Raw genomic sequence first — 26,580 nt, 5'->3', positions numbered from 1 at the left:
GCAGGCCTGACGCCTGCTTTCTCTCCTGAATGCATTCCTTTTAGGTTAATCCCCCCTTTAGCCGTACCTTTATCACCGAAAATCAATCCTATCATCTATACCTTTATACATGACACAAAAGGAAAAAATAAGCTACATCATCGGCCGCGACATGGCAGCCAACCTCAAAAAGCAGGGTATCGAAATTGAAGCGGATGCTTTTGTAAAAGGCCTGAAAGAGGTGATCGCCGGTGAGCCTTCCTCTCTTTCCCAGCAGGATATCCAGATGGCCATGATGGCGCTACAGCAGGAGATGCAAGAAAAGCAAGGCGCCCAAGGCGGTGAAAACCAGAAAGCTGGTGAAGCTTTTTTAGCGGAAAATAAATACAAGGAGGGTGTAAAAACACTGCCGAGCGGTCTGCAGTACCAGGTGCTTCAGGAAGGCACAGGCAAGTCGCCGGCAGCCTCTGACAAAGTAACGACTCACTACCACGGCACTCTGATCGACGGTACAGTGTTCGACTCAAGCTACGAGCGCGGTCAGCCAGCCACGTTCCCTGTTAACGGTGTAATTGCCGGCTGGACAGAAGCCCTTCAGTTGATGAAGGAAGGTGCTAAATGGAGACTGTTCATTCCATCTAACCTGGCTTATGGCTCACAGGGCGCCGGCGACGTGATCGGACCAAACACTACACTGATTTTTGATGTGGAGCTGATCTCAGTTCACTAATTTATACCAGCATAATAAATAAAGAGGTCCGGCCAGGTGATAATCACACCAGCCGGACCTCTTTTTATTCGGAGGACGCTATACCTAGGCCATCTTCAGGTCAGTTTCGGCCATCTCATGCAGCCAGCGGCGACTTTCTTCCTGGTACAGGAAATGGTGGATGATCATGAAGTTATCTCCATGCATTAGTTCATCCCCGTCTATTTCATTTACCAAACTATTGTAAGCGAATACAGGCATAACAACCGCCACAAACACATTCTTGTTTACAGCACGCAGCACTTCCGGGAAAACATACTTGAACACCCACTGCTGGTCTTCTTTTTCAATGGCAAGTCTACTCTGCAGGTTCAGTATCCATTTCTGCGGCTTATACATAAACACCATGTCCATGATGTGCGCATAACCCTGTCGCAGTTCGTTGGAGCTAACCTCCCCGTCCCACTTAATATAAAGCGTTTCCTCCTCATGCACGTACTTCAGCCTCAACTGCTCCTGCAGCACACTGCGATGCTGATCCCTTACCGAAAAATGTCTGCCAAAAGCATGGGCACCCATCAAATTGTCTGTGTACATGGTACGTATCAGTTTATGCGGCTTATGGCCATCAGGTAGAAGATATTTAAACTAAACATAGTCAGCTAAAGAAGAGCGACTTGGATTCTGCATAAACAAAGATGTAATATTTATATATTAATAACAAGAAATAATTAAATATTTTATTGGTTTCATATAGTTAACAAACTTAACTGGCTTACTGACAAGTTTCTAAGCTGCTAAATATTTTTTCTTTAACTTATGTCAGTTTCCGAAACAAAAGCCCTTAAGCAAACAATTTACCCCGGCAGACGTTCTAAACTCATTTAATGCATTCACCAAAAAAGATATACTCCTATGGCAAACACCCAAAATGAAGGCAAAAAATTTCTGGAAAGCGTGCACCAGTTTTTCGATCACGCTGCCAGTTATTCAAAGCTTGACCCTGGTATTCTGGCACAGATCAAGACCTGCAACAGTGTATATAAAGTGTCTTTTCCGGTTGAGATCGATGGCCGTGTAGAAGTGATCGAAGGCATCAGAGTGCAGCATAGCCACCACAAACTTCCGTCCAAAGGGGGTATCCGATTTAGCATGCAGGTAGACGAGGATGAGGTGAAGGCACTTGCAACGCTGATGACGTTTAAATGCGCGGTGGTGGATGTGCCTTTTGGGGGTGCCAAGGGTGGCGTAAAGATCAACCCACGCACCAGTTCTGTCAAAACACTCGAAAAAGTAACGCGCCGTTACGCAGCTGAACTTATCAAGAAAAACCTGATTGGGCCAGGTATGGACGTACCGGCTCCAGACTACGGCACAGGCAGCCGCGAAATGGCCTGGATTGCAGACACGTATCAGGCACTCAAGTATGGCGAAACCAATGCGCTGGGTTGTGTAACTGGTAAGCCTGTAGGCCAGGGCGGTATCCGTGGCCGTGCAGAAGCTACCGGTCTGGGGGTATTCTATGGCATACGCGAAGCTCTGAGTGACACAGAGTACATGAAAAAGGCAGGTATAGAAGGCAATACCATGGAGGGCAAGCGTGTTATTGTGCAGGGTCTGGGCAATGTAGGCTATAACGCCGCTCACTTCTGTCAGCAGGACGGCGCCATCATCATAGGTATAGCGGAGCGCGAAGGCGGTATTTACAACTCCAATGGTATAGATGTGGCAGAGGCTTTCAAGCATCGCAGTGAAACAGGTTCTATCCTGGATTTCGGGCAGTGCAAGAACTTTGAGAACTCAGTGGAACTGCTGGAAGAAGAGTGCGACATTCTGATCCCGGCCGCTCTGGAAAACCAGATACATGCCGGCAACGCAGCCCGCATTAAAGCGAAAATAGTTGCGGAAGGTGCCAATGGCCCTGTCACCCGTGATGCTGAAAAGATTTTGCTCGAGAAAGGGATCATCATTATACCTGACCTCTACATAAACGCAGGCGGTGTGACCGTATCCTACTTTGAGTGGCTCAAAAACCTGTCAAATGTACGTTTCGGACGTATGGGCAAGCGTGCCGAGGAAGCCAGCCATAGACGCCTCGTCAATGCGATTGAGAGCGCTTCCGGTAAAAGCCTGACCACCCATGAGCGTACTATGCTTATACAGGGCTCTGACGAGATCAGCCTGGTGCGCTCCGGTCTGGAGGACACCATGATCAACGCTTATCACGAGATCAGGGGCGTCATGAACAAAAAGGACATACATGATATGCGCGCAGCTGCTTTCCTGACTGCCATCGAAAAGATCGGGGTAAGTTATGAAGCGCTTGGCATTTTCCCTTGATGGCTAAGTAAACCAGCAGGAAGGGTCAGGATTTTGCTACCATGGCAAGGTCCTGACCTTTTTGCATGTACAGCAGCCAGTCCATTGCCTCAGCCTTGTCAGTGAAATAATTGAAGTGAATAAAGTCATGCACCGGTAACAACTGGGAGGCAATGTAGTTGTTAACAAGTGCCTTAAAGTGGCCTTCTGAAAAGATAACTGCCGCGTAGATGTCCTCCCTGATAATATCCGATACCTGTGGGTAATACTCACGGCTTAGCCAGACCTCCTGCTCGGCATCAAAAGGCCCAATGCGTGATATGTCAGTACTGTAATAGCAGATCTTAGGGCTGGTTTTCACAAACTGCAGCACCTGCCAGTATAAGTTTCTGAACTGATCTGTATCTGGCTTCAATTTCCAGCTAATGGATAGCACACCTGCTTCCTTCAGATAGGTAACAAGAGCATAGGACGAATCACTGATGACCATATGGCAAACCGCTTGGTTTCTGGTGTTTATATTCGAAATATAGTATAAATTTTATTTTTGCGCAAACACTGGCTGGCAAAAGTTAAAAAACCAATCCAATTGAATACCAGACTTCTGAACAGAAAACAGTCCAATACTAGGAGCCTATTACTTAAGATCAAATTATTGTAAATTTATCACAATTTTAGTATGCAGGCGATTAGATTAACTATACAAGCTGCCCCGTAAGCAAAGTAAAAGGCCGGCTCTTGATGAAAGAGCCGGCCTTTTACTTTATTTAAACGGTCGCTATTGCAGCTTCAGCCATTTCGTATAGATCTTCTGTTGCACTGTGGTTGGTTTTTCTACCCTTTCAAAGCGGTAGCGTACGCTCTTATCTGCCACAATCGGAATCAGCAACTCCAGCAGCTTACCGTCGCGCACAACGGTTACCGATACTTTGTCACCGATCGTGCGCCCGCTGATCAGGGGAGAAATGTCGCTTTCGACTCTGTAGCCGTCAATGGCAATGAGCTCGTCATTCACGTTCAGGCCTCCCTCCCAGGTGCTGCTGCCACGGGCTACTGTTTTTACGATGGTGCGGCCATTCTCCACTGCCGTGCCGGCTCCCCAGTTCAGGTTTAGCACGCCCTCGTTCTGGTTAACGAGCCTTAGCCCGGCGGCTTCGAAATAGCGGTTGTAGTCCGGCGTCTCTGTACCGTGCACATAGCTCCGGAAGAAATCGTCCAGCTTGCGACCGGCGAAACGCTCCAGCGCCTCCTTGAACTCCTGCTCCGTAAAGCCACGGTTCAGCTTCTTGTAGTAGCGGTCATACATGTAGCGCATCACATCATCCAGGCTTTTGTCGCCTTTGGTGTTTTTCATGATCTCCATGTTCAGCAGGTGCCCGAGTACGCCGCCTTTGGTATAATAGGACACTTCGGCATTGTTTGTGTTCTCGTTGCGACGATAGTACTTGATCCAGGCATCGAAGCTGGACTCAGCTACCGTCTGTACCTGGTTGCCTGGCGTATTCTCCACTGAGTTGATGCTGCCTGCCACTACATCCAAGTAGCGCTCTGTGCGCATCAGACCGGCTCGCTGGGTGATCAGGTCATCGTAATAGCTCGTGATGCCCTCCGATACCCACAGCAGGCGGGTATAGTTTTCCTTGTCATAATCAAAGGGACCAAGTGGGGCCGGACGCAGGCGCTTCACGTTCCAAAGGTGGAAGTACTCATGCGCTACCAGCGCCATAAAACCGGTATAGCCCTGCTCGGTGCCATAATTCCAGCGGCTTGTCTGCAAGGTAGTCGAGTTCAGGTGCTCCAGTCCGCCGCCACCGCGGTTCAGGTTGTGCACAATGAACACATAGCGGTCAACAGGCAGCTCGCCCATCAGACTGATGCATTCTCCCACTACCTTTTTCATGTCAGCCAACAGGCGCTCTGGCTGGTAGTTGCCCTCTCCGTACATGGCTACTTCGTGCGGTACGCCACCTGCTTCGAATCGGAGCACTTCGTGGTTGCCAATTTCCAGCGGAGAGTCGGCCAGGATGTCGTAGTCAAGGAAGGTATAAGTAAAGTTGCCTGTACTTTTTAGTCCGGTAGACACCGTCTTCCAGTCCTTGAAAGGCTGTACCACCAATGTGCCCTGCTGCTTTTGATAGCCCTCCGGATACATAAATATACTTGTACCGTTCACATAGCCATGCGAAGCGTCCAGGAAGCTGGTGCGCACGCTCATCTCGTAGGCGTATACCTTGTAGCGCACTCGCACGGCCTCAGCCTTGTTGCTGTATACACGCCAGGTGTTCTTGTCCACCTTCTCGTGGCGCAGCGCTTTGCCTGATTTGTCAGTGGCATGAAAGCCTTCCACATTTTTGGCGAACTCGCGCACCAGGTATGAGCCGGGAGCCCATACGGGCATTTTATAGTCAATGTAATTTTGCCGGGCACCGCTCAGTTCCACCTCTACCTCAAAATAGTGGGTATGCGGCTCAGACATCGACAAGGTATAGCGCAGGTCAGCAGCTAATGTCGACAGGGTGGTCAGGAAAAAGAAACAGAAGGATAAGAAAAGGTAAAGAATAGGTTGTTTAGGATGAAACATGCGGAATAGATGGGTTGATGATTTAAAAGCTTTCCGGCATTTTACGATAAAAAGCCTGCTTTTCAAAATCCGCAAGGTTCAGGTACAGCGTAATCCTGGTGCTCATGCGCACTCTGACTGGCGGTGATCCAGCCAGTTGATCGCATCCTGCATGTCACAAAAGGTGTTTATGATGATAAAGGAATTATAGCTTTTCAGCCCCAGCAGGCCAGATTCTTTGATCATGTCATGGTAGCAATTTTCGTCCACTACCAGCGCTACATGATTCCCCGTACCCAGGTGCATCATGATCTGGGGAAAGAGCTGCACCTGTAGCCAGGTTTCCTCCTCCTCACTGAGCTTACCGATATTGCGCAGATCGAACAGCCACTGCTTCACATGATGCTTCATGGCAAATCGAAAGGCCTCCAGCAACCCTTCTCTGAACTCATCTGCCTGCATTGTCCGGTTGTACTGTACCATCAACCGATCTGCCACATAGTCTACTGCACAGGTGTCCGACTTAAACAATTCCATCCTATCAAGTTTTAAATCATTTGCAAAATTATAAATTTTATACTAAAATATAACACTATTATACCATATTAATTTCATTGTGCTGATAATTTATATGAACAGACATAATACTCTGACGAATGGCCCTGAAAAGCCTGTTAAAAATGTCAAGGTTAAGTTTTCTGGGTATAGCAAATCAGGGGTTTTCTGAATTCACTGACTGATAGCAGACAGACTGGCACGATATTTCCATAGTTATTGTTACTAAACCTAAACCCTATCGCTATGAAAAAGATGATTGCCTTAATGCTTGCCCCTGTCGTACTGCTGATGATATTGTTATCAGCGGGTACCGATCAGGCGGCTTCTCCTGCACAGGAAACGACTTTAGTGCGCTTTGCCAGCCTGAAAACAGATAAAACAGAACCTGCAGCTCAGCGAGCTAACTCAGAAAATCGGGATGCAATGGCTGAGTCCGATACGGATGACGCTGGACTGAACTGGGTAGATGCCAGTGGCACAATTGTCACGGACTCCCTGATTGCTTATGCTCTGACTTTGATGGGAACGCCTTATGTGTACGGCGGTACAAGCAACAATGGCTTTGACTGCTCTGGTTTTACTTCGCATGTATACCAGGAATTCGGAGTGCCGGTGACACGCTCTTCTACTACACAGTCAGAGGATGGTATACCTGTAACGCGTGACGAGGCCCGCCCGGGTGATTTGGTAGTATTTACGGGTACAAACCCGCAGGTACGCGAACCTGGTCACGTTGGCATAGTAATTTCTGAGCCCGGCGATACAATCAGTTTTGTGCACTCTTCCTCTAATGGCGGCGTAAAGATCAGCCAGGTAGAAGGTACTGGTTATGACAGACGCTTTTTGGGTATCAGGCGTGTGCTATAAGGTATAGGTCAAACATAAATTACCTGTAATTACGTAAGATACACTATATAGCCCGACTGGCATTAGCTGGCCGGGCAAATTTCATCTAAAAGAAATGAATATGGTGCATCCCTACATAGCCAACTCCATCAACGCTACCGTACTAATCCTGGCCGGACTAGCCGTTTATTTTCTATCTGCTTCACGGCCGATAGTGGCTCTCGCAGCTCCGATGTTTGGCATCCTGCTGCTGGCTACCACCTACCACCTGAAGCGCCACAACCGCTTTGTATTTCACACCGTTTCTGCCCTTACCTTGCTGGCAGGCTTTCTGCTCATTCTCCGCATCGACCCAGACAACTTCGTGTGGGACAGCAAGCACGTGCTGATCCTGCTAATGGGCATCAGCTGTTTTTTAGCGGTACTGTCTTATGTAGCTTCATTTTTAAGGGAACGTCGGCTGCGCGACAACACGATTTACAAGGACGATCTGTAGGGGAAGATAAGCTATAGGTTTTGGTTTCCTACTCACAGGCATACCTAGGTATAGAAAAAGAAAAAGCGCCTGATGTAGCCCGTCAAGTTACACCAAGCGCTTTAAGAATCCTTCAAATCTTAACAAGCGGCGCCCTGTTTTGCAGCAGCACCATCACTCAAGACCAAAGGTAATATTTACTGCGCAAGCAGTAGATACTCACTGCTTACTAAGCCAGCTCACCGTTAAGGTGAACACTATTACCAAGGCTTACTAAGACGACTGATGGATTAGACATAGCACCTCCTTTCTCTTTAGTCCGACATAAACCATGCGCCGCTGCTCGTGGCAGTCATACGCAGGGCCGCAGCACTCGCCGCTTAACTGATAGTATAAAGTTAAAATAACGCTGATAAGTTCACAAGGTTCAGCACTTATTTTATAACATTTTCTTTCCGGCGCATGCACACTGGCCTGTTAGTTGCATACTATATTTTTAAGTAGCTCAGAATGAACTCGGTGCAAAAAAAGAACAGGCCGCGACCAAGTATAGGAATATTTAACACTTGCTATCACTTTACCTTCACATAAACGAAAGCTACGCTGCCTTAGGTAAAAAAATCGACCGGTATCGCCTTTTAGTTGAAAAATGAATTATTTTGTCTATATTTCGTTACTAATCTTATCAAACAAAACCCAAATCATGAAAAAACACCTGCTAACCCTTGTAGCCCTTATGCTCTTTTCCACTGTAGCGTGGGCACAGAAACTTTCTCCTGTTGGCATCTGGACCAATGAAGAAGGCAAAGCTCGCTTTGAGATTTACCAGTCAGGCGATAAACTGTATGGTAAGATCGTGCAACTGAAAGAGCCACTTAGAAATGGCAAGCCGAAACTGGATGATAACAATCCGGACAAAAAAATGCGCAACCGCCCACTGCAAGGCATGGTGTTCATGAAAGACTTCAAGTATGATGGCGATAACAAATGGGATGACGGCACAATCTATGACCCGGAGAGCGGTAAAACGTACTCTTGCTACATGAAGATGAAGGGCAAAGACAAAATGGAAGTGAAAGGCTATATCGGTATTTCACTCATTGGCAGGACACAAAACTGGACCCGTGTAGAGTAATCGTTTAGTCAGATCATATAATGCAAAAAAGGTTGGCCCTAAAGCCAACCTTTTCTGTTTTCAACCCTTTACTGCTATATTAAACTATTTTTAGCGCAAAAGGTTTGCTATTATACCTAACAGGCTTAAAATACCTGCAGTACTTTGTAGGTCTTGTCACGGAAAACAAACGTTTCACCGCTGGTTTTACCAGCCATCGCCTTATAAAGTGGTGACATACCCGAAATGGCGTAAAACGACTCTCCGTCTATTTTCATCTCTCCCAGGCTTACGCCTATAAAGTAGTTCTGCAGTTCCGTCATCACTACCGCTCCAAATGATACTTCCTTGTTCTCTTTCGTTGAATTCACCCGTTTAAGAACTCCCATGGTCGTAATCAGTTCGTCAAGTTGACGGGCATACATATCCCGCTGTATCTGACAGGCCTCCCTGAATGATTCAAATTTGTCCTCAATAGCGCCATGGTGCTCGTTAGCACTTTCCTGTGCCTCGTCCATAGCCTCTTTCGCTGCCTGTATTTGCATGTTTAACAACCTGGTGGATTCCTGCAGCAGTTTTTTCTTCAGTTCAAGTTCTTGTGTTAGCGTCATCATGATATATACATTATCCGGTAAACGATCAGTTTTGGAGGGTGTCAAAATATCTATGTCTGCATATAACTCCGATTGACATGGATTGTTTTGAATACGTATAAACAGTAATATTCTGACTCGTAATTGCAATATTAAGCCGATTCCCAGAAGACCTATAACGCAAAAAGCATGTGAATGTTGGGTGCAGTTACTATAAAAATCTCAGCCCAGATAGGGAAGTTTCAGGATTTCATGTAACTTATACCGCACTACTGGTTCTGTGTTGCCGGAATTTACCAGGAATCCCAAAACGCCTCTATTCATGAAACACGCTTTACTTCTTTTGCTGTGCCTCTTGATGGTAAGTCTACAGGCCGTTGCCACGCACATAGTAGGCGGCGAACTGGAAATAGAGCATCGCTCAGGCTATACCTACCGCATCACCATGAACCTCTACTTTGACGATGTGAACGGTACACAGGGCGCACGGGACGCATCAGCCAATATCCGGATTTTTGACAAGCTGAACAACCGCTTTATGATGGATGTGCAGCTGCCCCTGCGCAGCGACACCTATGTGAACTATACCGATATAGCCTGCACGATCGGAGAGCTGCGTACACGGCGCATTGTGTATTCCCAGGATGTGGTCTTATCTCCTAATATGTTTAACAGCCCGCAGGGCTACTATATGGCCTGGGAGCGTTGCTGCCGTAACCGCACGATCAATAACATTGTGATGCCGGATGCAGCCGGACAGGTGTTCTACATGGAGTTTCCGCCTGTTACGAGAAATGGCTCTCAGTTCGTTAATTCTTCTCCCCGCCTGTTTCCGCCGCTTAGCGACTATGCCTGCGCAAACGAGCTGTTCTACTACGACTTCAGCGGCACAGATGCTGACGGCGACTCGCTGGTGTATGACATGGTTACCCCACTTAATGGTTTCGCCACTGCAGACCCTACCAATGCAGCTCCCATCGCCAGGCCTGCTCCCTATCCGGAGGTCAAATGGCTGCCCGGTTATAACCGCGAAAACCAGATACAAGGCACCCCTCCTATTATCATTGAAAAGCAAACGGGTAGATTGACAGTACGCCCGGACCGTATTGGCCTCTTTGTATTCGCGGTGCGTGTGCAGGAGTATCGCAATGGCGTGAAGATAGGTGAAGTGCGACGCGACTTCCAGCTCCTCGTGAAAGATTGTCCCCGCAACGAGAGTCCTGCCGTGCAGGCCAGGGTAAACGGCCAAACCACCAATTATAAGCGAGGAGATGTGATCAGGATCAGCCCGGAAGATTCCCGCTGCCTTAACGTGGAATTTACCGATCCGGATCCTAATTCCAGAATTACACTATACGCGCGTCCTGTGAATTTCAGCAGCGACCTGTATACCTTCTCAGGTACTACTAGTGGTGTTGTGAACGGTCCGGGCGGTCAGGAGTCGCTCAATGCGACTGTTTGCTTTGATGAATGCTTTGACACGGAGGGACAGGTCTTTAAGCTCAACCTGATTGTGAAAGACAATGGCTGCAGCCTGCCAAGGCAGGATACATTGCAAGTGAGCTTTGTCATTGATCCTATACCGAACGAACCGCCCTCTATTCAGTTATCAAAACCTGATCGCTTATTCACTGTGGTGGAAGGCGATGTGATTGATTTCAATGTGCTCGGATTCGATGCCGACAACGACGAAGTCACTATCTCAGCCAGGGGGCTGAACTTTGATATGAACTCACTGCCAATCAATTTCCAGGGTGGCAGTGGCATTGGGCAGGTGCAGTCGCCCTTCAGTTGGCAAATAGACTGCGAAACGCTCAGGCAGGACACTTATCAGATCGAATTTACGGCGACCTCCATGGTGTGCGGCGAAGAACTGACAAGAACTGAAATCATTGAAGTGCGAACAGACTACCCGAACCAGCCACCGGTACTGACGACTGATAAACAGGTATTGGTGTTTGAGGTAGACCTGAATGAACCCTTCGAGGCTAATTTTGACGGTACTGACCTGGATGGGCATCTGCTTAGTATGCTGGCACGTGGGGAGAATTTTGACCTGGACAAGATGGGGATGACCTTTACGTCGACAGGCGGACTAGGCGCAGCTACGGGCAAGTTTAACTGGGTAGCGAATTGCGACGCTTTCCAGCAGGGCGTTCTGCGGGTTGATTTTATTCTGCAGGAAGATGCCTGCGCACCGTCCCCGCTGCAGCTGATTACGATGGAGTTTAAGGTGAAAGTGCCCGATTACAGGGATTTCACACCGCCCAACATCTTCACGCCAAACGATGATGGCCTGAACGACTTCTTTGAGATACCCGGTATGCCAGCTGACGCCTGCACGAGCGCATTTCAGCACATACGCATTTACAACCGCTGGGGCAAGGAAGTTTTCGCCAGCACGGCGCACAACTTCAAATGGGACGGTAAGGACGTAAACGACGGGGTATATTACTATGTGATCGACTATGGTGCCGATAAATTCAGAGGCTCAGTGACACTCGTGCGCTAGCCCAGCATGATAGGACAGGTATAGCTTTGCCTGCCGCATTCATTCACCATTTCTTAATTGTGAAACAATGAAGCGATGTTTTCTACTCGCAAGCTGTTTGCTGCTGTTGAACGTTCGGGCAATGGCTTCACACATTGTTGGAGGTGAGTTAGAAATGCAACACCTGGAAGGCTATACCTACCGTATTTCTCTGATTCTGTATTTTGATGCCGTAAACGGGAATCCAGAGGCTCTGGACGCAAGTGTATCCGTTCGCATATTTGACAAGCGTCTCAATACTCCCATAAGTGACGTGATTTTGCCTTTGCGCGGTGGAACACCCGTCAACTACACGGATGTTTCCTGTACCATTGGCGAGCTCCGAACCAGACGCCTGGTTTATTACCAGGACTTGGTATTTTCTCCCAGCACTTTCAATAGTCCGGATGGCTATTACATGACCTGGGAGCGCTGCTGCCGCAACAACATCATCACAAATATTATTAACCCCGAAGGATCGGGTCAAGCATTTTACTTAGAATTCCCGGCTGTTTCTCTCAATAACACAGCGTTTGTAAACTCGTCGCCCCGGCTATTTCCTCCATTAAGCGACTATGCCTGCGCAAACGAATTATTCTACTATGATTTTGGGGGCATTGATGATGACGGTGATTCACTGGTCTATGAATTGGTAACACCCTTGAATGGTTTCACCGGTGGGGGAAGTATCTCCAAGCCCATTCCGAGTCCTGCGCCATACCCGGAAGTAATGTGGCGACCCGGATATGACAGCGCCAACCAGATCCTTGGTTCACCCCCTTTAAGAATTGATGCACAGACCGGCCGCCTCACCGTTCGTCCGCGTAACGTCGGTTTGTTCGTCTTTAGTGTTCGCATACAGGAGTACCGCAACGGCGTGAAGATAGGAGAAGTGCGACGTGACTTTCAACTGCTCGTGAAGGACTGCCCCCGCAATGAATCACCTGTCGTGCTAGCCAAAGCGAAAGCGCAAAAAAGCTATTACAGGCAGGGCGAGATTTTGCGCATCAGGCCCGGCGAGGCCCGCTGTCTCGATGTGGTCTTTACCGATCCTGACCCTAATTCTACACTCACCCTCTTTGCCCAGGCTGTCAATTTCAGTAATAGCATTTATTCATTTTCCGGCCCCACTTCTGGCGTTGTAAATAGCACCGTTACTTCCGATTCGCTGCGGGCAACCCTCTGCTTTACCGAGTGTTTTGATACCGCCGGAGAAATATATAAGCTCAACCTGATTGTAAAAGACAATGCCTGCAGTCTGCCACGACTGGACACCCTTGAGGTCAGTTTCATCATTGATCTTATACCCAACGAGCCTCCCAGCATCAGTCTTTCCAGGCCAGACAGGGTTATTGAGGTAATGGAGGGTGATCTGATCGATTTTAATGTGCTGGGTTTTGACCCTGACAACGACGAGGTCAGCATCGCAGCGACAGGCAAGAACTTTGATTTGCGGTCTGTGCCCATTGCTTTTGAAAATCGCTCCGGTACAGGGCAGGTATCATCGCCATTCTCCTGGCAAATAGACTGTGCTGCACTCGCTATACCTTCTTACCTGGTAGAGTTCACGGCTACCTCCCTGATCTGTGGTGAGCCTGTGTCCCGTACCGAATTGGTTGAAATCCGAACCGTATACCCTAACCAGGCACCAGTATTCACAACAAATAAAGAGGTGTTGGTATTCGAAGTCGATCTGAACGAGCAATTCGAGGCCTCCTTCCAGGGGATAGACCTGGACCTGCACCAACTGAGCATGACAGCCTCAGTGGAGGGCTTTCGACTGGAAGACATGGGCATGACTTTTACCTCGACAAGCGGGGCTGGAACGTCAGAAGGTCTCTTTACCTGGCAGGCAAACTGTAGCGTATTTGAGCAGGGCGTTGTGCGCGTTAATTTCCAACTCAAAGAAGATGCCTGTGCACCTTCCCCTGATCAGACCATCACAATGGAATTTAGAGTGCGTGCCTCGGATTATAAGAACTTTTCACCGCCCAATATTTTCACACCCAATGGCGATGGTCTGAACGACTTTTTTGAAATACCCGGTATGCCGGCAGACGTGTGCACCAGCACATTTCAGCACATCCGCATCTACAACCGCTGGGGTAAGGAGGTTTTCGCCAGCACGGCGCATAACTTTAAATGGGACGGTAAGAACGTAAACGACGGGGTATATTACTATGTGATCGACTATGGGGTGGATAAATTCAGAGGCTCGGTGACGCTGGTGCGCTAGTGCAATCAGGTCATAAAGAGAATAACAAGGTATAGCGTGAGCCAGAGCGCGCCCAGGAAGTGCCAGTAGGTGTTGAGCATCGAGAGCTGTAGTCGGCGGTACGGGTCGCGGATGAAGATCAGGCTGCGTACGCCATCGCTCGCCATATGGGCAGTCTTGATGAGCAGAAATGCCAGGAAGATCATACCGCCCAGCAGGTGCAGCAGGTGCAGTGCCGTGATCAGGTATAAGTAACTGCCCGAAGCTTTGCCGGTAAAGTAGGCCCCGGAGACAGTCAGCTCCCGCCAGCCCAGTATCTGGGCTCCGATAAAGGCTACTCCGAGCAAAAAGGTAATGGCCAGGTAACGCGTCATTTTCCGGAGTTTGTCCTTCTTATAAATGCGGGGAACTTTGCTGATGGTATAACTGCTGAAAAGCAAAAGCAGCGTGCTGACACTGAAAAACTTAGGAAGAGAGAATTGTTCACTGCCGAAACCACCCGTCCGGACGAAGGCAACAACCAGTACAAAGAACAGCACGCCAATACCAACCATACTCAGGTATAGCAACATCCGTATCGGGTGCAGATGCTCTATTTTGCCAAATGCTGAGCCCTGGCGTGCGTCTACCTTATTCTTTCTATCCTGGTTCATGTCGAGTCATATCCCCCGAGCATTCCCGTCTTATGGCTGCGGGCCTCCTCTTTTCAATTTGGATGAAGGGTAATTTGTCTATTTCTATATACCATCTAGAGGAGTTTATAGTTTTGAAAATGCTTCACAAAAAATAAGATTTCACGGTGTTATTCACGATCTAAAGTAAGTTTGACCAGTGCAAGAAAATATTTAGCCTGTTTTCTTGAAAAAATACCTACACTAAACCTTAACTAGCGCTTTACCTTTCTCGGCTGTTTTGCGTTAGCAGGAGTACATGCTATATCAAGCTCCTTTATGACCAAATTTTTACTGACTGTACTTTGCATTTTATCTATTACCGCATCAGCGTGGGCGCAGCAGCACCGTATACCTTATACGGCCAATAACAGCATGCAAGTGAGTCTGGAAGGAGAGCAGAATACCTACGATTATCAGTCCAATAAAATGCTGGTGCGCTACGATCAGAATACCCGTAAACTCGAGTGCCTCTTACCTATCGAGAACCTGCTTCCGGCCAATGATTCCAGCCCGGTAGCCATGGTACAGGACATCTTTTTTGCATCCCGCTATCCGGATCTGTACATCGAAATAGAAGCACCTATCGAGCAGATCAATGCCGGCAACCGTAACCGACAGACACTGAACAGTAGAGTATTTATCAATATACAAGGTATCATCAAAGAAATAGTCGTACCGGTCACCTTTACACCCGATCGTAACATGATCACCTTCAGTACCAGCTTTGAGCTGATGCTGCAGGACCTGCGCCTGCGGGTGCCTGCACGCTATACCTCCAGGCTGACGGGCCGCATGTTGTTCACGATACACAGTGCACGCTGGGCCGACATCAGGAACCGCTAAAAACACATTGCTATGCGCCTATTGCAGGCTGCCCGCCAATTTACGCTGTTGCAGGTACTCCGAAACACCCTCCCCTACCTGCTGCTTTTGGCCCTGCTGACTAGCAGGCCCACAACTGGCTATGCCCAGAAAGTAGCGCTTGTGCTGAGCGGTGGGGGTGCCAAAGGTATAGCTCATGTGGGAGTACTGAAAGCGCTGGAGGAGAACAACATCCCGATCGACTACATCGTGGGCACTTCCATGGGCGGTATTGTGGGTGCCCTTTATGCAGCAGGCTACTCCCCCGCTGAGATCGAATACCTGATCCACACTGAGGCTTTTCAAGCCTGGGCTACCGGCAAGCCGGAGCAGAACTATACCTACAACTTTGCCTCCCCGGACCCAAACCCCTCCCTGCTCAAACTGCACGTAGCACTCGACTCTGCTTTCCAGGCCAAGCTCACTTCCAATCTGGTAAATGATGCTTCGCTTAATTTCGCCCTGGCCCAGCTTCTCTCACAGCCTGCTGCCCGTGCCGGCTACGATTTCGACAAACTCATGGTGCCCTACCGCTGCGTAGCCGCAGATATCTTCACCCAGCAACAGGTGATCCTGCGCAAGGGTCAGCTCGCCGATGCGGTGCGGGCCACGCTTACGGTGCCCTTGTTCTACAAGCCCATCCGGATAGAGAAGCGCCTGCTCTTTGACGGCGGATTGTACAACAACTTTCCCGTGGACGTAGCCCGAAATGACTTCAATCCGGATATCATCATTGGGGTGAATGTATCGTCCAAAACCTACAGCGAGTACCCCTACGATAAAGACGACTTTGACCTGGCCTATACCTTGCTCTACGCTATGATGTCGAACTCCGACTCTACGGCCCTGCATGAAAAGGACATCTACCTGCAGCCTGAGCTGGGCAACCTGACTTCACTTGATTTTAAAAATGTAGAGGACTTTTTCGCAGCGGGTTACAAGGAGGCGAACACGAACATGGAGCAGATCCTGCAGAAAATAAAACGCAGGGTAGGTCCTGAGGAGCTCAGTGCAAAGCGGGAAAAATTCAGAAGCGGGTTTCAGCCACACGCCTTCCGCAACGTCGAGATACAGGGTCTGAAAAGAAACCAGCAGGGTTTCGTGGAGCGCTTTTTCAGAAGCTCCCAGGGGGACGGCTATACCATGCAGGAAGTGAAAACGGGCTATTTCCGTTTGGCTGCCATTGATAACTTTCGCAACCTCCACCCGACCATGCGCTATGACAACAAGGCCAAGACCTATGACCTGCTCCTCAATGTGAAGAAGGAGGACGGTTTGAAGATCGCCTTGGGAGGCGTGCTGGCTTCCCGCCCGATCGACAATATATATGCCGGTCTGGAGTACAGTGTGCTAGGTCGGCAGCTCTATACCTTTGCCGGAAGTTTTCAGACTGGCAGATTCTACCAGGGAGCCCAATTGCGGACACGCATTGACGTGCCTGCCAGCTTGCCTTATTATGTGGAGCCCGCCTTTACTTACAACCACTGGAATTTTCTGTCAACCACGGGTCTGCTGCTGGAGCGTAACAACCTGCCCCTGCTGGAGCAAACCGATCGCAACTTTGCCGTTAATCTGGGTTTTACCAATACTTATAAAGGCAAGCTGGTGCTGAGTGCAGCCTATGCGCAGCATATAGACAGGTATAGCAACCGCCTTGAGATTCAGCGATCCGACACCCTCGATCGCACGGCTACCAGCGGCATGACAGCAAGCGCCACTTTCAGGCGTGGCGGGCTCAACCGCAAGCAGTACCCCTCGGGCGGGCGCATGTTCACGGCCACGGGCCGACTGGTCAGCGCTACCGAAAAGTATAGCCCCGGCTCTACTGCCAATGCCTCACAGGAGCTTTCAGCAGATCATAGCTGGTTCTATGGACGTTTGCTTTTTGAGGACTTTGCAGGTAATGGCAGTCATCGTATCGGATACAGACTGGAGGGCGTGATCTCGACCCAGCCTTTCTTTAGCAACTACCGCTCTACCCTGACCATAGCACCGGCCTTCCATCCTTTGGCTGACAGCCGCACGCTGTTTCTGGATCGGTTCAGGGCACATGAATTTGTGGCGGGTGGTCTGCAGTATGTATACCTGATCACACCAAGGCTGGAGGCCCGCACCGAGGGTTATGTGTTTCAGCCCTACCGGCCTATACTTCAGGACAGTGACCAACAAGCATACTATGGAAAGAAACTCACAGGTACGGGTGTGGCTGCCACGGCAGCTGTCGTTTACCATGGCATACTGGGTCCTGCTGCGCTGAGTCTGAATTACTACAACGACCAGACCAAAGAATGGGGCGTGCTGTTTCACCTTGGCTTTCTGCTGTTTCAAAACAAAGCATTAGAGTAAACTGGGTGGTGAGCCTGACCGTTCGGGCAGGTGAATCTGCTTTTTGGGAGGAATGGTCTCCAACTATTTCCCACTTTCTCAATAATCTCTATATTTGGCAATTACAACCAACCCATACCTGTATGAAAAAACTATTTGCTCTTCTACTGGCAGCTGCCGCACTGCAGTCCTGCTCACAGACCAACACGACCAACGAAGGTCAGGAAATCACCACAGCTGCTACCGAAACGGAGGCAAACACATACGGCGCATCCTTTACGGAAGACAATGTACTTTCTGCGGGTCAACTGCAACAGGCTGTCGGCGGGAACGACTCCATACAGGCTACCGTTGCCGCTGAGATTGTGCAGAGCTGCCAGTCAAAAGGATGCTGGATGGATGTGAAGCTGGAGGATGGCAGCACGATGAAAGTAACTTTCCGCGACTACGGTTTTTTCCTGCCGGTGGAGGACCTCTCAGGCAAAACGGCTGTATTTACAGGTATGGCCAAGCATGAAGTGATTTCCGTGGAGGACCAGCGCCACTTTGCTGAGGACGCCGGTAAGTCATCCGAGGAGATTGCCGCTATCACCAAACCAAGAGAAGAGCTGCGCTTTGTAGCCGACGGCGTGAAACTTAAATAAGCGATTACACTATACCTATACCTGAGCGGCTGTTCTTCCAGAGCAGCCGTTTTTTTATACCTGTGCTGTATACCTTATTCCAAGGTTTGGCAGTACCGTTAAGTGTTTGCTTAGGCCCTCCGCGTCTGTGAGGTATGCAGCGGCATCCCGCCAATATGCCGTGAGGCACAGATAGAAGTGGCCAGAGTCCGCCTGATAGCTCACACTCGCGGGACGCGAGCAAGGAAGTTATCAGGTAACTCAACACCTCCAATACCTGGGATAGGCACATTTTCGGGTGAGCGATATTAAAGCCGGTGGCACTTGGCAGCCTGCGTCCGGTTCTCTATTTTTACAGACCAAACAGAAATACCCTATGGCTTTAGCAAACGATCCGGCTTCTGAGATTCAGGAGCTCACCCAACGCATAAACTACCTTAATTACCAATACTACCAGAACAGTATTTCGGAAGTCTCCGACTACGAATTTGACATGCTGCTCGAGCGGCTGCAGCAACTGGAGCAGCAGCACCCGGAACTACGCCAGCCTAACTCCCCTACCCAGCGGGTGGGCGGCACGATTACCAAGAGCTTCAAAACAGTGCACCACAAGTACCCGATGCTCTCACTAAGTAACACTTACTCCGAGGAAGACCTGCGGGAGTTCGACAAGCGGGTGCGGAAGATCGTAGGCGACGAGGTGGAATATGTGTGTGAGCAGAAGTTCGATGGCGTCGCTATCAGCCTCACCTACGAGAACGGCGAGTTTGTGCAGGGCGCCACCCGCGGCGACGGCACAAGGGGTGATGACATCACGGCCAATGTGCGCACGATACGTGACATTCCGCTGCAGGTACACGGCAAGGATTACCCGGATAGCTTTGAAGTACGTGGCGAGGTTTTTCTGCCGCTGCAGGTGTTTGAGCAGCTGAATGCCGAACGCGAAGAAGCCGGCGAGCAGCTTTTGGCTAACCCACGCAACGCCGCCTCCGGTACGCTCAAGCAGCAGGACTCAGCGATCGTGGCCAGCCGTAAACTGGGATGTTTTTCTTATGGCTTCATGAGTTCGCCCAGTCCGTTTGACACGCACTCGGAGAGTCTGCAGGCCATCCAGAAATGGGGTTTCAAAGTATCCGATACATGGCGCAAGTGCAGCTCCATCGATACCGTGCTGGACTACATCAACGAGTGGGAGCAGAAACGCCATGAACTGCCGATTGCTACAGATGGCGTAGTGGTGAAAGTGAACAGCTATGCTCTGCAGGAAGAACTGGGCTATACTGCCAAAAGTCCGCGCTGGGCGATCGCCTACAAGTACCCGGCCATGAGTGCTGTCAGCCGCCTGCTTGACATACAATACCAGATCGGGCGTACCGGCGCCGTGACCCCTGTAGCCATCATGGAGCCCGTGCTATTGGCCGGAACTGTTGTAAAAAGAGCCTCTGTGCACAATGCTAACGAGATACAGCGTCTTGACTTGCGTCTGGGTGACATTGTGCACGTAGAAAAAGGCGGGGAAATTATACCCAAAATCACCGGTGTGGACTTCAGTAAGCGTCCTGCCGACTCACAGCCGATCATCTACCCGACCCACTGCCCGGCCTGCGATACCGAACTGGTGCGCGCCGAAGGCGAAGCGAACTTCTACTGCCCGAACGAGGAAGGTTGCGCACCGCAGATCATGTCCAAGCTGGAGCATTTTATCTCCCGCAAAGCCATGAACATCGACGAGCTCGGCCCCAAAACCATCGAGCAGCTTTATAATGCCGGCTTTGTGCACAATGTAGCTGACCTGTATGACATTACCTTTGAGCAGCTGGTAAACCTGGAGCGCATGGGTGAGAAATCAGCCAACAACATCCTCAACAGTCTGGAAAAGTCGAAGCAGACGCCTTACGACCGTGTGTTGTTTGCCTTGGGTATACGCTACGTGGGCAGCACCGTAGCCAAGAAACTGGCTGAGCAGTTCCCGGACATTGAAGCGCTGCGGGGTGCGATGTACGAAGAGCTGATCGCTGTGAACGAGATCGGTGATCGCATTGCGCAATCGCTGCTGCAGTACTTTGGCAGACAGGAGCACCAGGAGTTGATCGAGCGTCTGAAGGCAGCTGGTCTGCAGTTCAAGTCCGAGAACACAGCGCCTGAGATGGAAAGTGATAAGCTGGAGGGCAAGACCTTTGTCATATCGGGTGTGTTCGAGAGCGTGAGTCGGGACGAGTTGCAGCGCATCATTGTCAGCCATGGCGGCAAGGTGGTCAGCTCCATCTCAGCGAAACTCTCCTACCTCGTGGCCGGCGACAAAATGGGCCCTTCCAAACTCGAGAAAGCGAACAAGCTCGGTATTACCATCCTCTCTGAAGATGAGTTTTTAGGCATGGTCAGCCACTAACCTGATAAACTTTACAAAAAATAAGCGCCGGTCTGAAAAAGACCGGCGCTTATTAATTACAAACAAACAATAAAAACAATTAAACTTTAGTACAGGTCGCTAAGCCTGTCTCCCCAGCACAGCATGTCAGCCGGGGTTATGCTACAAATGGAGGCATTTAATCGGACAAATAAAAATGAAATAGACGAACAGCTGAAAAGGATATACAAACAACCATTTCTCGCCTTTTCTGATTTGATCTTTTAAATTGAAGCTTTGATAGGGCTCCATTGCCCTTCTGTATAGTATAGGCTCGTGGTTATATGGAAGCAGCGTAATATTGCTTAACTTCAGCATCAGACTTATGTTTAGACTCGCTTTCATCACCCATTAGCATTACAGCCTTGAACTTGATAGCCCTACCACCATTTACCATGAAAAAGCGGTACAAATTAGCCATACATGTGGCAGCCTGGGCGTTTTTTGGAGCTTGGATCTTCTATATTCAGTTTCAGCGCGGCCTTACTTTCAACAAGGCCGTTGACTCACTGGTAGGCTTAAGCTTTGCCATGATGATCTTCTACCTCAACTGGTATGTGCTGATCCCCCGCTTTCTGGCGCGAAACCAGATCTTCGGATACCTGGGAGTTGTCCTACTTACGCTGACTGCCGTCGCGCTGGTACGCTCGCCACTCGACTTCTACGTGTTCCGGGAGTTTAATCCGGGTATGACAATGCTCTACTCCTCTGATCGCATTCTCAATTATGTGCTGGCAGGCCTGATTGTGGTGTTCATCAGTTCGGCCCTGAAGGTAACCGGCAACTATATTCGCAATGAACGACGCAACAAAGAGCTTGAAAACCAGAAACTGGCCGCCGAGCTGAACTTCCTGAAGTCGCAGGTGAACCCGCACTTTCTTTTTAATACGCTCAACAACATTTACTCGCTGGCTTACAAGCAGTCACCCGAGACGCCGGATGCCATCATGAAGCTCTCGCTCCTGATGCGCTACATGCTTTATGAAAGCAACGACACGCTGGTGAGTCTGGAGAAGGAAGTAGAACACATTCAGAATTTTATAGACCTGCAGAAGCTGCGCCTGCGCGAACAGACCAGCATCCGCCTGAACGTGGAAGGTGACACATCCGGCAAACAGATTGCGCCCATGCTGCTGATGACACTAGTGGAGAATGCTTTCAAGCACGGACTCGTGAGCCGCAACGAGGTGGGTATTACGCTCAACCTGGTTGTAACGGATGACTGGCTCCAGTTCTCTACCGTGAACAATAGCAGTACGCACAAAAAGAAGGACTTTGGCGGCATTGGTTTGCAAAATCTAAAGCAACGCCTTAACTTGCTCTACCCTCATCGACACGAATTGTATTTAGAAGAAAAAGACGATACATTTTTTGCTTCGCTGAAACTGTACTTCCAACCAAAAAAATAAACCTATGACCATCCGCTGCCTTGCCGTTGACGACGAGCCGCTTGCCCTCGATATCATTGAGAGCTATGTGAGTAAACTGCCTTTCCTCAAACTCGTGAAAACGTGCTCCAGCGCTACGGAGGCCATGCAGGTACTGCAGGAAGAGCAGATCGACCTCATGTTTTTGGACATCGAGATGCCCGAACTCACAGGTATACAGTTTCTGAACATTCTCAAGAACCAGCCGCTGATCATTTTCACAACGGCTTATCCTAACTATGCGCTTGAGGGCTTCAACCACGATGCTGTGGACTACCTCCTCAAGCCGATTCCCTACGACCGCTTTCTGAAGGCCGTGACCAAAGCACAGGAACGCCTGCAGCGCAGCCATAAGTCACCAGAGGCCCCGGCAGCCGCCCCTGCCCCACATGCACCCGAGCAGGATTTCATGTTCGTGAAAGCCGACTACAAAACCGTGCGTGTGGACTTTGCCGACATCCTCTGGATCGAGGGCCTGAAGGACTACATCATCATCCAAACCAAAGACCAGAAGATTATCACACTGCTGAGCATGAACAAGGCTATGGAAAAGCTGCCTGAGTCAAAGTTCATGCGCGTGCACCGCTCCTTTATCGTGGCCCTTCATAAGATCGACAGCATTGAGAAAAGCCGCATCCGCATCGGGAATAAGGAAATCCCGATTGGAGAGGTATACAAAGACCATTTTCTGCATTGGGTGGAGGAGAATAATATACAGTAGGGAGCCCTTGATCAGTTAAATGTAGCTGGTATCATCATACGCAAAGGCAAGCACTTGCAGAATCCGCTGGATAGTTCGAACTTCGTGCTTTAGAAAAACAGCGCATGATACAAGATAAATTAAAAGGAACGGGTGTTGCTCTTGTAACCCCTTTTGCCAGCAACATGGCCGTAGACTTCGACGGCCTACGCCAGTTGATTGATTTTACCATTGACGGTGGAGTGGAGTACCTCGTAGTAAACGGAACTACAGGTGAATCGGTAACCACCACAACTGAGGAGAAAGCTGAGATTCTGGCTTTCGTGAAGAAGCATGTGAACGGTCGTGTACCGCTGGTATACGGTCTGGGCGGCAACAACACACAGCACGTACTCGACACAATCCAAAAAACAGATCTGGAAGGTATAGCCGCTGTGCTTTCGGTGAGTCCTTACTACAACAAGCCTTCGCAGCAAGGCATCATCCAGCACTATACACAGATTGCCGATGCCTGCCCGGTGCCGGTTATCCTGTACAACGTACCGGGTCGCACGGGCAGCAACATTGCCCCTGACACGACCGTGCGTCTGGCAGCTCACCAAAACATCATCGGCATCAAAGAAGCATCCGGCAACCTGGAACAGTGCATGCACATTGCCAAGCACAAGCCGGAAGATTTCCTGTTGATCAGCGGCGATGACATGCTGACCCTACCGATGATCGCCTTCGGTGCCGTGGGTGTAATCTCCGTGCTGGCCAATGCCTTCCCTGAGAAGTTCAGCAACATGATCCGCCTGGGCTTGTCAAATAAATTCAAAGAGGCGTCTGACCTGCTATTCGACTTCGTGGACATCAATCCGATGATGTATGAAGAAGGTAACCCGGTGGGCGTGAAAGCCCTACTGGAGCGCTTTGGCGTATGCGGCGGTGCCGTGCGTCTTCCTTTGGTGGAGGCTTCTGCCGGTCTGAAAGACAGACTCTACAAGAACCTTTAGGAGCAGGATTAAGGTATAGCATACAGAACGGGAAGGTTGGCAGCAGTCAGCCTTCCTGTTTTTTGTTTGCCCGAAAGATATTTTCGCTATATTCGTTTTCTTCCATTCTAATTCCTTACCACAATGCGTATACCTGCGATCCTGTTTTTAGCACTGAGCATGGTGGCCTGCAACAATTCCCCGGACCAGTCGCAGGCCAACCGTACGGATCATACGCACCTCCTCGAAACGGATACCAGTCTAGTACAGGCACCTGACTCAGCCAAACTGCCCGCCGATGACGAACTGCAGCACTATACCCCTGACACAACCGATCTGAGTCCCGAGCCCAAAACCGCTGCTAAGATCATGATCGAAGGGCGCTTCCATAAGCACGAGGTATGGCAGGGCGCGGAGCAGAAGCCCTGGATGGCCTTGGTGCAGGATGACAGCGTTTTCAGGCTGCAGCCCAGCGGTATGCAGGTCACCACTTTTTTTGATCCGGTCTACGACAAGGGCCGGCAGGTACGCTCAGGGCGTGAAGTGCGGGGCGAGCACCCGAATACACTCCTTTTCGTGACAGGTATAGCCAAACTACAGGCCAGTGAAGTGGACACAGTAGGCTACCCGGATCAAGTGATTCTGCCGAATACTGCCATTGACCTCAGGTATAAAGGCAGGACCTATACCCTGGCAGCCAGCGGTGACAGCATCCAGCACGAAGGCTCAGAGTCTTACTCGGTCCAGAACTACAAATGGACAGTGACGGGTACTAAAAGCGGACGTAAGATCACGCAGGAGTTGGCCGCTGACGAGAATTTCGAGAGTGCCATTTACGTCCTCCTCTGGGTAGGCGACTTAGACCGCGATGGCATACCGGATTTACTGGCCGATCTATCCAACCATTTCAACACCTCCAAGGTCACCCTCTTCCTGTCTTCGCTCGCCGAAAAAGGGAAACTTTATAAGAAAGTGGCTGACTTCAAAACAGAAGCTTACCCCGAGATTGCACCTCCTGACAGTGTAGCAAAACCATAAATCTGCCTTAGCGTTATATACCTGCGAAAGCAAACGCAAGGTATAGCCGTGAGAAAACATAGAGGCGAACTCGACATTGACGAGGATATTCAACTGGAAAGCACCAACTGGAAAGTTCAGCGGGTAGCATGGGTTGTGATGGCCATTTTTGTACTGGCTGCCTTGCTCGGCTTTACCGGTGATGGTGGCATTGGCAATCTACAAAGCTTAAAGGCTGGCGACAGTGCTGAAGGGCTCGAAGTAGAATATGAACGCTTTATCAGACGCAGTGCCCCCGCCGAAATCAAAGTGAAGCTGCATGCTTCTACCAGTGACTCTCTCACAGACTTACACCTCAGCAAAGACTTTTACGAGCACCTCAAAATAGACAAGGTGGTGCCTGAACCCGCCGAAGTCTATACCACTGAGCAAGGCATTACCTACCGCTTTGCTACGGCCAGGCAACCATTTTCTGTTACCTTCTACCTGACACCCAAAGGGATGGGCTCGCTGCCTCTGCACTTCTCCACAGCCGAAAAACAGGTAGCTATCACACAGTTCATTCACCCCTAATCCGACCCTATGGAAACCGTTATCAGAGGATTGATCCTGTATGTTTTCCTGATGCTCATTTTCAGGATAAGCGGTAAAAGAACCTTGTACGAAGCCACTGTCTTTGATTTTGTGCTCCTCCTGATTATAGCCGAAACTGCAGAGCAGGCGCTCGTTGGCGAAGACCACTCCTTGATGAACAGCTTTGTGTTGATTATCACGCTTCTGCTCACCGACATCAGCCTTTCGCTTCTGAAACAGAAATATAAGGGGTTCGGAAATGTACTGGATGGGGTGCCGGTGATCCTCCTCGATGACGGCAAACTGCTGCACGAACGGCTGAAAAAAGTACGGGTGGACGAGGCTGATATCATGGAGTCGGCACGGGCGCTGCGGGGGCTGGAGCGGCTCGACCAGATCAAGTACGCCATTCTGGAAAAGGACGGTAAGATCACCATCATTCCGAAAGAACACGAACAGAAGGAAATAGAAAAGGTATAGCATTTTCAGGCTATACCTTGGGCTTTTGGTCTAACAGCAAAGCCTGCGTTATTTATCGCTCAGCACATACCTAGCTTCCACTTCTTTCTTGATGTTTTCGAGTCCGTCCTCAAATTCCTCTCCCACTGTGCTGTCGATCAGAAGACCTGAGAACTTACGAACCGGGTTGTCACCCATGTATTTATCAAAGTGCCAGGTGAGTTTTGTGCCTTCCTCTGTCTCTTCTAATACAAAAGTGCTGTGCGCTTTATCATCTTCTTCAAATTCGAGGTTGGTAACCAGTCGGCTGGGCGGTTCCGCCGCTACGATTGTCACAATACCCTGCCCAATACCCCGTCGCTGGCTGGTCCAGTTGTAGCGTGCCCCGATCGGTGGTCCGGCGTAGCTAAGCGACTTACCGGTGTCAATATGATGCCCAGGAAGCCAGTTAGGCCAATTCCGTAAGTCACTGAGCTGCTCATAAGCCACATCGGCTGGCGCATTGATGATGATGTCACGCTGCAAATGGATCTGGCGAGGCAGACTGATGGAGATCACGCCTAGTATGGCGATTAAAGTAACGGCTCCTAGTAGGAAAGACTTTAACACATGCATATAAATGAGTGGTAAACGTAAAATTTT

At 49.7% G+C, this 26,580-nt stretch carries 24 protein-coding genes; 17 read left to right on the top strand and 7 right to left on the bottom strand.

All coding sequences use genetic code 11. From position 1 onward, the window contains the following. Positions 1-109 precede the first annotated feature (109 nt). Entirely contained in the window at positions 110-709 is a 600-nt protein-coding gene (locus Q1A54_RS05285) for an FKBP-type peptidyl-prolyl cis-trans isomerase (RefSeq protein ID WP_299985635.1), read from the top strand. An 84-nt stretch (positions 710-793) separates the two neighbouring features. On the opposite strand, the gene Q1A54_RS05280 is transcribed toward Q1A54_RS05285, so the two are convergent. Next, positions 794-1,285: a hypothetical protein gene (locus tag Q1A54_RS05280; protein WP_299985633.1), complete on the bottom strand. Its 492-nt coding sequence runs from the start codon at positions 1,283-1,285 to the stop codon at positions 794-796. A gap of 318 nt (positions 1,286-1,603) precedes the next feature. Here Q1A54_RS05280 and Q1A54_RS05275 point away from each other — a divergent pair, with 318 nt between their 5' ends. Further along, positions 1,604-3,028 (top strand): Glu/Leu/Phe/Val dehydrogenase, encoded by a 1,425-nt coding sequence (locus Q1A54_RS05275; protein ID WP_299985632.1) that lies wholly within the window; start codon positions 1,604-1,606, stop codon positions 3,026-3,028. Positions 3,029-3,053: 25 nt separating this feature from the next. On the opposite strand, the gene Q1A54_RS05270 is transcribed toward Q1A54_RS05275, so the two are convergent. The 3 genes from Q1A54_RS05270 to Q1A54_RS05260 form a co-directional block, all read right to left on the bottom strand. Further along, a complete protein-coding gene (locus Q1A54_RS05270; RefSeq protein WP_299985630.1) occupies positions 3,054-3,497 on the bottom strand; it encodes a hypothetical protein in 444 nt (147 codons plus the stop codon). Positions 3,498-3,785: 288 nt separating this feature from the next. Next, on the bottom strand, positions 3,786-5,588 hold the full coding sequence (locus Q1A54_RS05265) for a PDZ domain-containing protein (protein WP_299985628.1): 1,803 nt from the start codon (positions 5,586-5,588) through the stop codon (positions 3,786-3,788). Between the two features lie 102 nt (positions 5,589-5,690). Then, entirely contained in the window at positions 5,691-6,104 is a 414-nt protein-coding gene (locus tag Q1A54_RS05260) for a hypothetical protein (protein WP_196120522.1), read from the bottom strand. A gap of 264 nt (positions 6,105-6,368) precedes the next feature. Here Q1A54_RS05260 and Q1A54_RS05255 point away from each other — a divergent pair, with 264 nt between their 5' ends. The 3 genes from Q1A54_RS05255 to Q1A54_RS05245 all read left to right on the top strand — a co-directional run bounded on the left by Q1A54_RS05255 (position 6,369) and on the right by Q1A54_RS05245 (position 8,581). Further along, the gene (locus Q1A54_RS05255) at positions 6,369-6,992 is read left to right on the top strand and encodes a C40 family peptidase (RefSeq protein WP_299985626.1); all 624 of its coding nucleotides are present in this window, start codon (positions 6,369-6,371) and stop codon (positions 6,990-6,992) included. A 100-nt stretch (positions 6,993-7,092) separates the two neighbouring features. Further along, a complete protein-coding gene (locus tag Q1A54_RS05250) occupies positions 7,093-7,467 on the top strand; it encodes a hypothetical protein (protein WP_299985624.1) in 375 nt (124 codons plus the stop codon). A 682-nt stretch (positions 7,468-8,149) separates the two neighbouring features. Beyond that, positions 8,150-8,581, top strand: coding sequence for a DUF2147 domain-containing protein (locus tag Q1A54_RS05245; protein ID WP_076421667.1), 432 nt, complete (start codon positions 8,150-8,152; stop codon positions 8,579-8,581). A 125-nt stretch (positions 8,582-8,706) separates the two neighbouring features. On the opposite strand, the gene Q1A54_RS05240 is transcribed toward Q1A54_RS05245, so the two are convergent. Then, entirely contained in the window at positions 8,707-9,174 is a 468-nt protein-coding gene (locus Q1A54_RS05240) for a hypothetical protein (RefSeq protein WP_007652687.1), read from the bottom strand. A 301-nt stretch (positions 9,175-9,475) separates the two neighbouring features. On the opposite strand from Q1A54_RS05240, the gene Q1A54_RS05235 reads away from it, so the two are divergent. Both Q1A54_RS05235 and Q1A54_RS05230 read left to right on the top strand, forming a co-directional pair. Continuing rightward, positions 9,476-11,665, top strand: a complete 2,190-nt coding sequence (locus tag Q1A54_RS05235; protein ID WP_299985620.1) for a gliding motility-associated C-terminal domain-containing protein — start codon at positions 9,476-9,478, stop codon at positions 11,663-11,665. Positions 11,666-11,786: 121 nt separating this feature from the next. Next, positions 11,787-13,919: a gliding motility-associated C-terminal domain-containing protein gene (locus Q1A54_RS05230; protein WP_299985618.1), complete on the top strand. Its 2,133-nt coding sequence runs from the start codon at positions 11,787-11,789 to the stop codon at positions 13,917-13,919. A gap of 5 nt (positions 13,920-13,924) precedes the next feature. On the opposite strand, the gene Q1A54_RS05225 is transcribed toward Q1A54_RS05230, so the two are convergent. Continuing rightward, positions 13,925-14,551 carry a cytochrome c oxidase subunit 3 gene (locus Q1A54_RS05225; protein WP_196120527.1) on the bottom strand — a complete coding sequence of 209 codons (627 nt, stop codon included), beginning with the start codon at positions 14,549-14,551 and terminating at the stop codon, positions 13,925-13,927. Between the two features lie 297 nt (positions 14,552-14,848). Between Q1A54_RS05225 and Q1A54_RS05220 the strand changes: the two genes are divergently transcribed. From Q1A54_RS05220 to Q1A54_RS05175, 10 genes are all read left to right on the top strand, one after another. Then, a complete protein-coding gene (locus tag Q1A54_RS05220; protein WP_299985615.1) occupies positions 14,849-15,415 on the top strand; it encodes a hypothetical protein in 567 nt (188 codons plus the stop codon). Between the two features lie 12 nt (positions 15,416-15,427). Next, positions 15,428-17,779 carry a patatin-like phospholipase family protein gene (locus Q1A54_RS05215; RefSeq protein ID WP_299985614.1) on the top strand — a complete coding sequence of 784 codons (2,352 nt, stop codon included), beginning with the start codon at positions 15,428-15,430 and terminating at the stop codon, positions 17,777-17,779. A 122-nt stretch (positions 17,780-17,901) separates the two neighbouring features. Beyond that, the gene (locus tag Q1A54_RS05210) at positions 17,902-18,402 is read left to right on the top strand and encodes a DUF4920 domain-containing protein (RefSeq protein ID WP_299985612.1); all 501 of its coding nucleotides are present in this window, start codon (positions 17,902-17,904) and stop codon (positions 18,400-18,402) included. Positions 18,403-18,757: 355 nt separating this feature from the next. Beyond that, entirely contained in the window at positions 18,758-20,770 is a 2,013-nt protein-coding gene (gene ligA, locus Q1A54_RS05205; RefSeq protein WP_299985610.1) for an NAD-dependent DNA ligase LigA, read from the top strand. Between the two features lie 413 nt (positions 20,771-21,183). After that, positions 21,184-22,197: a sensor histidine kinase gene (locus tag Q1A54_RS05200; RefSeq protein WP_299985608.1), complete on the top strand. Its 1,014-nt coding sequence runs from the start codon at positions 21,184-21,186 to the stop codon at positions 22,195-22,197. A gap of 4 nt (positions 22,198-22,201) precedes the next feature. Further along, the gene (locus Q1A54_RS05195; protein WP_196120532.1) at positions 22,202-22,936 is read left to right on the top strand and encodes a LytTR family DNA-binding domain-containing protein; all 735 of its coding nucleotides are present in this window, start codon (positions 22,202-22,204) and stop codon (positions 22,934-22,936) included. 104 nt (positions 22,937-23,040) lie between these two features. Further along, positions 23,041-23,910 carry a 4-hydroxy-tetrahydrodipicolinate synthase gene (gene dapA, locus Q1A54_RS05190; RefSeq protein ID WP_299985606.1) on the top strand — a complete coding sequence of 290 codons (870 nt, stop codon included), beginning with the start codon at positions 23,041-23,043 and terminating at the stop codon, positions 23,908-23,910. A 123-nt stretch (positions 23,911-24,033) separates the two neighbouring features. Further along, positions 24,034-24,927: a hypothetical protein gene (locus Q1A54_RS05185; RefSeq protein ID WP_299985604.1), complete on the top strand. Its 894-nt coding sequence runs from the start codon at positions 24,034-24,036 to the stop codon at positions 24,925-24,927. A 48-nt stretch (positions 24,928-24,975) separates the two neighbouring features. Then, positions 24,976-25,479, top strand: coding sequence for a hypothetical protein (locus tag Q1A54_RS05180; RefSeq protein ID WP_196120535.1), 504 nt, complete (start codon positions 24,976-24,978; stop codon positions 25,477-25,479). 9 nt (positions 25,480-25,488) lie between these two features. Further along, complete coding sequence (locus Q1A54_RS05175) at positions 25,489-25,959, top strand: YetF domain-containing protein (RefSeq protein ID WP_299985602.1); 471 nt, start codon at positions 25,489-25,491, stop codon at positions 25,957-25,959. A gap of 48 nt (positions 25,960-26,007) precedes the next feature. On the opposite strand, the gene Q1A54_RS05170 is transcribed toward Q1A54_RS05175, so the two are convergent. Then, positions 26,008-26,547: an SRPBCC family protein gene (locus tag Q1A54_RS05170; protein ID WP_299985600.1), complete on the bottom strand. Its 540-nt coding sequence runs from the start codon at positions 26,545-26,547 to the stop codon at positions 26,008-26,010. Positions 26,548-26,580: the final 33 nt, after the last annotated feature.

The organism is uncultured Pontibacter sp., from assembly GCF_947502515.1.
GTDB lineage: Bacteria > Bacteroidota > Bacteroidia > Cytophagales > Hymenobacteraceae > Pontibacter.
The sequence above is the reverse complement of the archived record's forward strand: the minus strand, read 5'-3'. Positions and strand labels throughout refer to the sequence as shown.

Bases quoted from the DNA above. Each gene is read 5' to 3' on its own strand.
- Q1A54_RS05175 (WP_299985602.1), top strand. From the start codon at position 25,489: ATGGAAACCGTTATCAGAGGATTGATCCTGTATGTTTTCCTGATGCTC.
- Q1A54_RS05225 (WP_196120527.1), bottom strand. From the start codon at position 14,551: ATGAACCAGGATAGAAAGAATAAGGTAGACGCACGCCAGGGCTCAGCA.
- Q1A54_RS05230 (WP_299985618.1), top strand. From the start codon at position 11,787: ATGGCTTCACACATTGTTGGAGGTGAGTTAGAAATGCAACACCTGGAA.
- Q1A54_RS05240 (WP_007652687.1), bottom strand. From the start codon at position 9,174: ATGATGACGCTAACACAAGAACTTGAACTGAAGAAAAAACTGCTGCAG.
- ligA (WP_299985610.1), top strand. From the start codon at position 18,758: ATGGCTTTAGCAAACGATCCGGCTTCTGAGATTCAGGAGCTCACCCAA.
- Q1A54_RS05255 (WP_299985626.1), top strand. From the start codon at position 6,369: ATGAAAAAGATGATTGCCTTAATGCTTGCCCCTGTCGTACTGCTGATG.
- Q1A54_RS05285 (WP_299985635.1), top strand. From the start codon at position 110: ATGACACAAAAGGAAAAAATAAGCTACATCATCGGCCGCGACATGGCA.
- Q1A54_RS05275 (WP_299985632.1), top strand. From the start codon at position 1,604: ATGGCAAACACCCAAAATGAAGGCAAAAAATTTCTGGAAAGCGTGCAC.
- Q1A54_RS05210 (WP_299985612.1), top strand. From the start codon at position 17,902: ATGAAAAAACTATTTGCTCTTCTACTGGCAGCTGCCGCACTGCAGTCC.
- Q1A54_RS05260 (WP_196120522.1), bottom strand. From the start codon at position 6,104: ATGGAATTGTTTAAGTCGGACACCTGTGCAGTAGACTATGTGGCAGAT.
- Q1A54_RS05280 (WP_299985633.1), bottom strand. From the start codon at position 1,285: ATGTACACAGACAATTTGATGGGTGCCCATGCTTTTGGCAGACATTTT.
- Q1A54_RS05195 (WP_196120532.1), top strand. From the start codon at position 22,202: ATGACCATCCGCTGCCTTGCCGTTGACGACGAGCCGCTTGCCCTCGAT.
- Q1A54_RS05250 (WP_299985624.1), top strand. From the start codon at position 7,093: ATGGTGCATCCCTACATAGCCAACTCCATCAACGCTACCGTACTAATC.
- Q1A54_RS05200 (WP_299985608.1), top strand. From the start codon at position 21,184: ATGAAAAAGCGGTACAAATTAGCCATACATGTGGCAGCCTGGGCGTTT.
- Q1A54_RS05265 (WP_299985628.1), bottom strand. From the start codon at position 5,588: ATGTTTCATCCTAAACAACCTATTCTTTACCTTTTCTTATCCTTCTGT.
- Q1A54_RS05185 (WP_299985604.1), top strand. From the start codon at position 24,034: ATGCGTATACCTGCGATCCTGTTTTTAGCACTGAGCATGGTGGCCTGC.
- Q1A54_RS05235 (WP_299985620.1), top strand. From the start codon at position 9,476: ATGAAACACGCTTTACTTCTTTTGCTGTGCCTCTTGATGGTAAGTCTA.
- Q1A54_RS05215 (WP_299985614.1), top strand. From the start codon at position 15,428: ATGCGCCTATTGCAGGCTGCCCGCCAATTTACGCTGTTGCAGGTACTC.
- Q1A54_RS05270 (WP_299985630.1), bottom strand. From the start codon at position 3,497: ATGGTCATCAGTGATTCGTCCTATGCTCTTGTTACCTATCTGAAGGAA.
- dapA (WP_299985606.1), top strand. From the start codon at position 23,041: ATGATACAAGATAAATTAAAAGGAACGGGTGTTGCTCTTGTAACCCCT.
- Q1A54_RS05220 (WP_299985615.1), top strand. From the start codon at position 14,849: ATGACCAAATTTTTACTGACTGTACTTTGCATTTTATCTATTACCGCA.
- Q1A54_RS05245 (WP_076421667.1), top strand. From the start codon at position 8,150: ATGAAAAAACACCTGCTAACCCTTGTAGCCCTTATGCTCTTTTCCACT.